We start from the raw sequence: 9142 nt of genomic DNA on the forward strand, positions 1-9142 counted from the left end.
AGATTGCCCACGTGTTACTCACCCGTTCGCCACTGATCCACCCCGAAGGGCTTCACCGTTCGACTTGCATGTGTTAAGCACGCCGCCAGCGTTCGTCCTGAGCCAGGATCAAACTCTCCGTGAATGTTTACCGGATGTCCGGTTCACACTCGCGTTGAGCGGCACGGCAACCACCGGAATAGGGCGGTCCCGCGCACTGCGTCCTCGCTAGTGTTTGTTTCAAAAGGAATCTCCAACCCCAGGAAACCTGAGGCCGGGGATGTCAACATATCTGGCGTTGACTTTTGGCACGCTGTTGAGTTCTCAAGGAACGGACGCTTCCTTCGGTCTGCCTTCCGGCAGGCCCTCCGGGCTTCGTTCTTTCGTGTTTCAAGCTTATCAGATGTTTTCCGCTCCGTTTCCGGGGCTTCGTTCATCCAACTCGCCGGTGTCTTCGGGGCTTTGACGCCCTGTCCGACGTTTCAAACTCTAGCCGATCCCCGCTCCGAAAAGCGAATCCGACCGCAACCCAATAAAACGCGCACCCCGAATGCGCACCAGGCCGCGACGCGAAAACGACGGAGCGACCCGGCCCGAACCGGGAGGTGGTGTTTCAGAGGATTGGCCGCCCCGGGACCGTCCGCGCAAACGCGTGTCCGGTGCTCCCTGTCAGGCGACTAGAGGACACTACTCCTCCTCCGCGCCCAAGCCAAATGGCCCCGGGCCGCCGTCGCCCCGGCCGTCGGCGGCCGGCCCGGCACCATCACTCCGGACGCCCGTAAACGGCGGCGTTCATCGTTTGTCTACCGCCTTCTCCCAGGATCGTGCCCAACGGCGCCCCGAGGACCTCGCGGGTGCAAACGGGACGAGAGAACCACGAGGTACACGGGGACATGAAGGCAACGAAGGCACTCCGACGCACGGCCGTCGTGGCGGCGACCGCCGCACTCGCACTGACCGGGACGCTGATGGGGGCGGGCAGCGCGCAGGCCGCGTACGACCCGAACACCCACACCATCTGGGACGACGAGCCGCTCTACCAGGGCTGGCACGTCGACTCCTCGACCACCCGCCTGATCATGCAGACCGACGGCAACCTGGTCGTCTACCAGATGGGCAAGCCGGTCTGGGCCAGCCACACCAACAACTGCGGCTACAAGGCCGTCATGCAGAGCGACGGCAACCTCGTCGTCTACTCCGCCAACGGCGGCGTCTGCTGGAACCTCGGGACGAACGGCCACCCGCACGCCAAGCTGATGGTCAACGACAACGGCACCGTCGCCGTCTACTGGGGCGGTGACCGGGTGCCCCACTCCAACGACCCCGAGGCCGTGATCCTGGCCTCCGACCTGTACGCCCCGCGGCCGTAGGCCCCATCGGAGACCCGCGCCGGAGATCCGTACCGGCGCACAGGAGCATCGAAGCAACGAGGCAGGGCCCGCCCACACCGCGGCCCGGTCGTCAGCCCCGCTCCGCGAGCCACCTGACCAGCTCGGCCACCGTCCACTGTGGCCGGGCTGCCAGCCGTTCCGCCGCCGTCCGCAGCAACGCCGGCAGGTGGCCGCAGAGCGCGGCCACCTCGGCCACCGCATCCGGCTCCTGCCGGATCCGGTCCGTGCCGACGATCCGGGCCAGCAGTTCGCGGGCGTCCTGCGGCTCCAGCGGTCCCACCGCCAGCCGTACGGCGTCACCGGGCAGGGTGCCGGGCTCCGCTCCCGCCACCACCGCGGCGCAGCCGGGCACCGACGGCAGCAGCGGCCCCGGTTCGGCCACCCCGTCGAGCAGCACCAGGACCCGCCGCCCGGCGAGCGCGGCGCGGTAGCGCGCGGACAACTCGTCGAGGTCGTCCGCGGCGTCCGCCCGCTCCCCCAGGGCCCGCAGGAAGCCGGCCAGCACCGCACCGGGGCCGCCGCCACTCGCGTACAGCTGACCGTCCGGGAAGGCGTCCTGGACGGCGTGCGCCACGTGCACCGCCAGCGCCGACGCCCCGCTGCCCGCCGGCCCGGACAACCCCAGCACCGGTGTCCCCCTTATAGGCCCCTCTACGACAGGCCCCTCTTTCACGGGCGTCCCGGTGGCAGCCGCCCCCGGCACCGGCGCCCCGTTCGCCCGCAGCACCCGCTGCGCCTCCCGCAGCTGCGCCGCCCGCCCGACCAGGTCCGGGATGTCCGGCGGCAGCTGGCACGGCCTCGGCAGGCGCCGCAGCAGCACCGGTGCCTCCCCGCGCCTGATCTGCTCGGCCAGCTCGACCAGCGCCGGGGCGGGTTCGAGCCCGAGCTCCCCGTCCAGCCGCTCGCGCAGCGCCTCGTACACCGCCAGCGCCTCCGCCGGCCGCCCGCAGCGGTGCAGGGCCAGCAGGTGCAGCCGGTGCACCTCCTCGTCCTGCGGGTGCGCGGCCGCCAGCGCGGCCAGCGGCTCCAGCGCCTCGGCGTGCCGGCCGAGCGCCAGGTCCAGGCCCGACAGCGCCTTCACCGCCGCGAAGCGTCCGGCCGCCAGCCGCTCCCTGACCCGCTCGGCGAACGCCCCGGGCACGCCGTCCAGCACGCGCCGCCCCTCCCAGGACCCCAGCGCCCGCGCCAGCGACTCGCGGGCCCGCGGCGGATCCTGGTGACGCAGTGCGACGGCCTCTTCCACCGCGGCCTCGTAGGTGAAGAGGTCCACCGCCGCCCGCGGCACCTCCAGCCGGTAGCCGCCCGCCGCACCGACCAGCAGCCCGGGCATGCCCAGGGCACGGCGCAGGCGGTGGACGTGGGTGCCGATCTGCCCCACCGGATCCTTCGGCCAGCGGCTGTCGTCCGCGCCCCACAGGTCCTCGACCAGCCGGTCCGTGGGCACCAGCTGCCCCGGCGGGATCAGCAGGGCCGCGAGCACGGCCCGCTGCTGCGGTCGGCCGAGGTCGAGCTCCCGGCCGTCGCACCGGGCCCGCAGCGGCCCAAGCAGGCTGAAAACGAGCCCCACAGCCCACCCCTCGAAAACTCTGTCCATGCACAATCAGTGACAGAGCATAGGCCGCCGGGACACGGGGGCGCCGCTATCCGGACGGAAGTGGCGGGATCCCGGCGCAGAACGACTTTCGGGGACGGGACATGGGTGACATGGGGGGATCCGGGCTGCGGTTCGGACTGCTGGGACCGCTGCGGGCCTGGCACGGGGAGAAGGAGCTCGATCTGGGCAGGCCGCAGCAGCGGGCCGTGCTCGCGGCCCTGCTGACCGCCGCCGGGCGGACGGTGGCGGTCCCGGTGCTGGTCGAGGGGGTGTGGGGCGGGGCCGCGCCGGCCGATCCGCGCAAGGCCGTCCAGCTCGCCGTCTCCCGGCTGCGCGCCGTGCTCCGACCGTACGCCGGGGACGACCCGCAGCGAATGCCGCTGGTCCGGGTCGGCGACGGCTACGCGCTCAGGCTCCCGGCGGCCGAGGTGGACACGGCCGTCTGGGAGGCGCTGCTGGCCGAGGCCGGACGGCTGCGCCGGGCGGACGCGCCGCCCCACCAGGTGCGGGAGGTGCTGCGGCGCGCCCATCGGCTGTGGGTCGGCGAGGCACTGGCCGGACTGCCCGGTTCGCACGCCGAATCCGTCCGCGCCCGCCTCACCGAGCAGCGGATCTCGGCCAAAGAGACGGAACTGGAACTGGACGCCGAACTCGGCGACCGCACCGACCTCACCGCCGCGGCCGCCTCCCTCGCCCTGGAGCATCCCGGCCGGCCCCGGCTCACCGCCGTCCTGATGCGCGCCCTCTACCAGGCCGGGCGCAAGGCCGAGGCGCTCGCCGTGTACGAGGACGCCCGCGCCTCGCTCCCGCCGGGCGAGGAGGGCCCGGCCGCCGTCCAGCTGCGCATCCTGCGCGAGGACGCCGCCCTGCTGCCCGCGAACGCCACCACGGGCCCGGCCGAGCCCGCTGCCGTCACCGCCGGCTGGCAGGCGCCCGACCAACTCCCGTCCGGCCTGACCGACTTCACCGGCCGCGCCGAGGAGGCCGAGCTCCTCGCCGACCGCCTCGCCGACGCCGGCGGACGGGCCGTCGTGGTCTCCGCCCTGGACGGCATGGGCGGCGTCGGCAAGACCACCCTCGCCGTGCACGTGGCCCGGCGGGTGCGCGACCGCTTTCCCGACGGACAGCTCTTCGCCGACCTGCGCGGCGCCGACCGCACCCCGCCCGACCCTGGCACGGTGCTCGCCGGCTTCCTGCGGGACCTCGGCGTCGCCCCGGGCGAGATCCCGCCGGACACCGGCGAGCGCAGCGCGCTCTACCGCTCGGCCCTGGCCGGACGGCGCGTCCTGGTCGTGCTCGACAACGCGGCCGGCCCCGGCCACGTCGAACCGCTGCTGCCCGGCTCACCCGGCTGCGCCGTCCTGGTCACCAGCCGCCACCGGCTGACCGGCCTCGCCGGGGCCCACCAGCTGCGGCTGGACACCCTGCCGCCCGGGCAGGCCCTGGACCTGCTCACCCGCATCGTCGGCGCCGAACGCGTCGCCGCCGAACCCGGGGCCGCCGAGGAGGTCGTCCTGGCCTGCGGACTGCTGCCGCTCGCCGTCCGCATCGTCGCCTCCCGGCTCGCCGCCGACCCCGCGCTCACCCTGGCCGCCCTCGCCGACGGGCTGCGCCACGAACACCGGCTGGCCGAACTCAGCGACGGCGAAAGGACCGTGGAGGCCAGCTTCGCGCTCTCCTACCACCGCCTCGACGCCGAACTCGCCCGCGCCTTCCGGCTGCTCTCCCTGCCCGACACCCCCGACGTCCCGCTGCCCTGCGCCGCCGCCCTGCTCGACCGCACCGAGGCCGAGACCGGCGACCTGCTCGAAAGCCTCGTCGACCTCAACCTCCTGCACTCCCCCAGGTTCGGCCGGTACGGCTTCCACGACCTCGTCCGCGCCTACGCCCGCGCCCGGCTCGCCGCCGAGGACGGCGCCGCCGAACGCACCGCGGCCACCGACCGGCTGCTCGACTTCTGCCTCGCCACCGCCCGTAACGCCGACCTCGCCGCCCGCAAGGCCGACCAGGCCGAACTCAGCCTGCTCGACGCGCCCGTGCGCCACCCCGGCCGACCGATCGCCGACGGCTCCGAGGCGGTGCGCTGGATGCGCGACCAGGCCGAGGTGCACGCCGCCGCCATCGCCCTGAGCTGCGGCGAACCGGCCCTGCCGCTCGACCGCGCCGCCGAACTCGCCGACCGGATGGGCTCGGTGCTCGCCGAACGCGCCCACACCACCGTCATCGCCGACCTCGCCGAACGCCTCGCCGGTGAAGCCGGAACACGCGGCGAGCACGGCCCGCTCGCCCTCGCCCGGTACCTGCGCGGCTCCATGCTCTGGCACGTCAACCGCTACGCCGAGTCGGAGCGGGAGATCCGCCGGGCCGTCGACCTCTGCACCTCGCCGGCCGGCGAGCGGGTACTCGCCAAGGCCCTGCTCACCCTCGGCGGCAACGCCCGCATCCACGGCCGCTACGCCGAGGCCGCCGAACACGCCGGCCGGGCCGCCGAGTTGTTCCGCCACCTCGGCGCCGGGCGCTCCGAGGGCAGCGCGCTCGGCGAGTTCGCGTTCAGCTGCGCCCAGACCGGCCGGCTCGACGAGGCCAGGGAGGCCGCCGAACGCGGCGCCCACCTGATGAGCGCCTCGGGACCGGTCTCTGCCGCGACCGGCCGCTACTACCTCGCCCGGGTGCTGCGGCTGTGCGGCGACCCGGAGGCCGCGCTCGCCCACGCCGCCGGCGCCCGCGAGGAGTTCACCGCCCTCCAGGTCACCGTCTTCGCCGCCGCGTCCGGGGACCTCGCCGCCCGCATCCACGCCGAGGCCGGCCGCTGGCTGCTCGCCGTCGACGCCGCCGAAGCCGTCCTCCCGCTCGCCCGCCGCACCAGCGCCGCCCTGGAGGCGGCCCTGCTGCGCACCCTCGGCACCGCGCTCACCGGCCTCGGCCGCCCGAGCCAGGCCAGGGCCTGCCTGTCGGACGCCCTGGAGGTGTACGAGCGGCTCGGGCTCGCGGAGGACTCGGCGCAGGTGAGGGAGCTGCTGGCGCGGTAGCGGCGCGTTGACCGCGCGACATCAACGACCTTACGGACTACGCGCGTTGACCGCACGTCTACCCGGGTGCGGCAACCTCTCTCCCATCAGGCTCCGGGCCGCAGCCGCTGCGGCCCGGAGCGACATCACAGACGAGAGGCGCAACCATGCCCACGCTCGTGCGGAACGGCCAGGTGTGGACCCTCAGGTCGGCGAACGGAACGGTCGCCGACCTGAGCCCCGGCCGCCCCGACCGAGGCACCCCGATCCGGTCCCGGGAACCCAACGGCACCTCCACCCAGGGCTGGGTCTTCTGGGCCATGGAGGACAACTGGGTGCTGGAGACCCAGCTGACCCGGGGGATGTACGCCCCCGGCCAGGCCATGGTCATGCGCCACGACCGCGGCACCGGCCGGACCTCGCTGTCCGACCTGGACGGACAGCCCGACCAGCGCTGGTGCCTGGAGGTCGTCGGCGGCGACTGGCTGCGCATCCGGACGATGCGCACCGACGCGGGCAGCCTCTTCCTCACCGCGTCCCTCCCCGGCTCCCCGCTCACGCTGGCCAGGCGGGACCACACCGACCCGGCCCAGCGCTGGCGGCTCGTCCCGGCCGACCGGATCAACGCCGGCCGGCAGCACTCCGCGGTACGGGCATGGCCCGCCGGCGGTGACGTCCACCTCGACATGCTGACCGCCGTCAACGCCGAGCGCACCCGCTCCGGCGCGCGACCGGTCCGCCTGGACGGCCGGTTGAGCGCCGCCGCCCAGCGCCACGCCGACGACCTGGCCGCGCACGACCTCACCCAGCAGGACGGCACCGACGGCAGCACCCCGTGGCGCCGGGTGCGCTCCGCCGGCTTCGCCTTCCGCTTCTCCGCCGAGAACGTCGCCCCGGCCGACGACGTGCCGGAGGCCATGGGGATGTGGATGAACAGTCCGCGGCAGCGCGAGATCGTCCTCGACCCGCGCTTCGACCACATCGGCGTCGGCTGCGCGCCCCGGCGACGCGGAACCCGGGGCCGCTACGTCCAGACCTTCGGCCAGGTCTGACCCTCGCTCCCGGCGGCCACCGGGCCCGGCTCCCCCGCCGGCGCCGGGCCCCCGCCGGTCCGTGCGGCTGATCACGACTCGATCTCCCTTGTCACGGCCGCGCGGGGAAATCGTCACGACCCTGTCAGGGCGGCACCGGAACCATGGCTCCGAACGTTCGCGCTGCGCTATGAACGACTCTCAGGAGGATCACCGGCACCGGGGGTCCGCAAGCACGGGGGACCTCACGTGAAGCCCATCCGCAGCAGTCGCCGCGCCCTGGCCCTGGCCTCGATGGCCGCGGTCGGCGCGCTCACCCTGACCGCCTGCAACGACGACGCCGGGGCGTCCGACACCCCGACGACCCCGCCGGCGACCACCGCGCCCGCCGGCCAGACCGCCGCCCCGAGCACCGCGGCCATCACCCCGGCGGCCACCACCCCGGCCGCCCCGAGCGGCGGCGCGTCCGACACGGGCGCCGCACCCGCGCCGGCCGGCAGCGCACCGGCGGCCGGGACCACGCTGAAGCTCGGCGAGGCTGCCACCATCCCGTTCAGCTCGGGCAGCACCAAGGGCACCATCGCGCTCGCGGTCACCTCGATCGAGAAGGGCGACCCGGCCGACCTCGCCGACCTCAAGCTCGGCGACAAGGCCAAGGGCCTGGTGCCGTACTACATCCACTACAAGATCACCAACGCCGGCAGCACCGACCTGTCCTACACCAGCGTCAACCACATGAAGGGCCTGCTGGCGGACGGCACCGAGGCGCAGGAGCTGACGGTCATCGGCTCCTTCGCCAAGTGCAAGAGCGCCTCGCTGCCCAAGGGGTTCACCAACGGCCAGTCGTCCACCTCCTGCGCGGTGGCGATGTCCCCGGAGGCCTCCAAGATCGCGGGCGCCGAGTACTGGGGCGAGCCGTACACCCTCGGCAAGGGCCTCAACTGGAAGTGATCCGCGCGGTCGGGGTGGGGGCTGCGCGCTGCCGCCCCCACCCCGGTGTCCGGTCCCTGCTCTCAGTCCCGGCGTCCGGCCCCTGCTCTCAGTTCCGCGCCGCCGCCGACGGCGACGCGCCGTGGAGCCGCAGGAACGCGTCCACGCCGGCCGCCGCGATCCGCCGGACCTCCTCGTCCGCCACCGGGAGCGCGCCCCAGAAGGAGCGCTCGGCGATGCCGTGGAAGGTCAGCAGCGTGAACTGTTCGGCAGCCGGCGCGGCATCCTCGACCGCGAGCAGCCTGCGCCCGGCGAGCGCCTCGAAGCGGGCCGCGAGCCCTCGCTGGGAGGCCACCGGACCGGCCTCCAGCCAGGCCTCCAGGACGTCCGCCGGAATGTTGGCCACCTCGGCCCGGATCGCCCGGCCGAGCGCACCGTGCTCCCCCGCGGACAGCACCGCGTGGGCCCGCTCGACGGCGAAGTCGGTCAGGTCCTGACGCAGGTCCACCACCCGGTCGAGGTACTTCGCCATCAACTCGTCGATCCGCTCGGTCAGTTCCGCCGAGTTCCGCAGGGCCACCGACAGGAAGAGGTTCTCCTTGTCGGCGAAGTGGTTGTAGACCGTCCGCTTGGACACCCCGGCCTCGGCCGCGATCGCGTCCATGCTGGCCCGGACGTACCCCTCGCGCCCGAACACCACCGTCGCGGCCTGCGTGATCGCCTTGCGCTTCTCCGGACGCCCCGCTCCACTCGCCGTCGCCACGGCCCTCTCCTCCTCCGCCGGCCCATCGGCCGGCCCTCGCGGAAACTGCCCGGTGCAGTTTATCCGGGCCGCGGCGAACCCGGGGTTGCCGTCGAACGGGCGTGCTCTATGCTGCGTACGACTTCTACACCGCTGTAGAAGTCACATGGGAGCGCCCACCCCGGTCCCGGGCAGCCGGACCCTCCAGGGAACCGGCCGACCGGCACCGGCGTCCGGAACTGGCAGCGCCACGAACAGACTTCCGGACCACCCGGACGACCCGGGCGTCCGAACGCATCGGACGTACGGGGACGGTGAGCGGCGCACGCGCCACCGTGGCGCACGGAGCACGGAACACCGGGGTGAGGGCGTGACGGGGCAGCGAGGACGGTCGGCCGACCGGGTGGCACGGCGGCGGGCGGCGCGCGGACCCGCCCTCCCCGCCGGCCACGGACGCCCCCTGCCCG

General features: G+C 74.2%; 6 protein-coding genes and 1 rRNA gene. 4 read left to right on the top strand and 3 right to left on the bottom strand.

Annotation, left to right across the window (positions count from 1 at the left end; translation table 11 throughout):
• Nucleotides 1-124, bottom strand: a 16S ribosomal RNA gene (locus BU198_RS09890); the annotation flags it as partial.
• A 748-nt stretch (nt 125-872) separates the two neighbouring features.
• Between BU198_RS09890 and BU198_RS09895 the strand changes: the two genes are divergently transcribed.
• Complete coding sequence (locus BU198_RS09895; RefSeq protein WP_188296462.1) at nt 873-1349, top strand: hypothetical protein; 477 nt, start codon at nt 873-875, stop codon at nt 1347-1349.
• 91 nt (nt 1350-1440) lie between these two features.
• Here the strand turns inward: BU198_RS09895 and BU198_RS09900 are convergent, their stop codons facing one another.
• Nucleotides 1441-2937 (bottom strand): BTAD domain-containing putative transcriptional regulator, encoded by a 1497-nt coding sequence (locus BU198_RS09900; RefSeq protein WP_188296463.1) that lies wholly within the window; start codon nt 2935-2937, stop codon nt 1441-1443.
• Between the two features lie 128 nt (nt 2938-3065).
• On the opposite strand from BU198_RS09900, the gene BU198_RS43300 reads away from it, so the two are divergent.
• From BU198_RS43300 to BU198_RS09915, 3 genes are all read left to right on the top strand, one after another.
• Nucleotides 3066-5993 carry an AfsR/SARP family transcriptional regulator gene (locus tag BU198_RS43300; protein ID WP_188296464.1) on the top strand — a complete coding sequence of 976 codons (2928 nt, stop codon included), beginning with the start codon at nt 3066-3068 and terminating at the stop codon, nt 5991-5993.
• Nucleotides 5994-6139: 146 nt separating this feature from the next.
• Entirely contained in the window at nt 6140-7024 is an 885-nt protein-coding gene (locus tag BU198_RS09910; RefSeq protein ID WP_188296465.1) for a CAP domain-containing protein, read from the top strand.
• A 228-nt stretch (nt 7025-7252) separates the two neighbouring features.
• Nucleotides 7253-7954: a hypothetical protein gene (locus BU198_RS09915; protein WP_188296466.1), complete on the top strand. Its 702-nt coding sequence runs from the start codon at nt 7253-7255 to the stop codon at nt 7952-7954.
• A gap of 88 nt (nt 7955-8042) precedes the next feature.
• Here the strand turns inward: BU198_RS09915 and BU198_RS09920 are convergent, their stop codons facing one another.
• A complete protein-coding gene (locus tag BU198_RS09920; protein ID WP_317620047.1) occupies nt 8043-8696 on the bottom strand; it encodes a TetR/AcrR family transcriptional regulator in 654 nt (217 codons plus the stop codon).
• Between the last annotated feature and the right edge of the window lie 446 nt (nt 8697-9142).

The sequence above is a fragment of the Streptomyces sp. CBMA156 genome (assembly GCF_014596515.1).
Classification (GTDB): Bacteria; Actinomycetota; Actinomycetes; order Streptomycetales; family Streptomycetaceae; genus Kitasatospora.

Coding starts and splice junctions, on each gene's coding strand:
- BU198_RS43300 (WP_188296464.1), top strand. CDS start 3,066: ATGGGTGACATGGGGGGATCCGGGCTGCGGTTCGGACTGCTGGGACCG.
- BU198_RS09910 (WP_188296465.1), top strand. CDS start 6,140: ATGCCCACGCTCGTGCGGAACGGCCAGGTGTGGACCCTCAGGTCGGCG.
- BU198_RS09895 (WP_188296462.1), top strand. CDS start 873: ATGAAGGCAACGAAGGCACTCCGACGCACGGCCGTCGTGGCGGCGACC.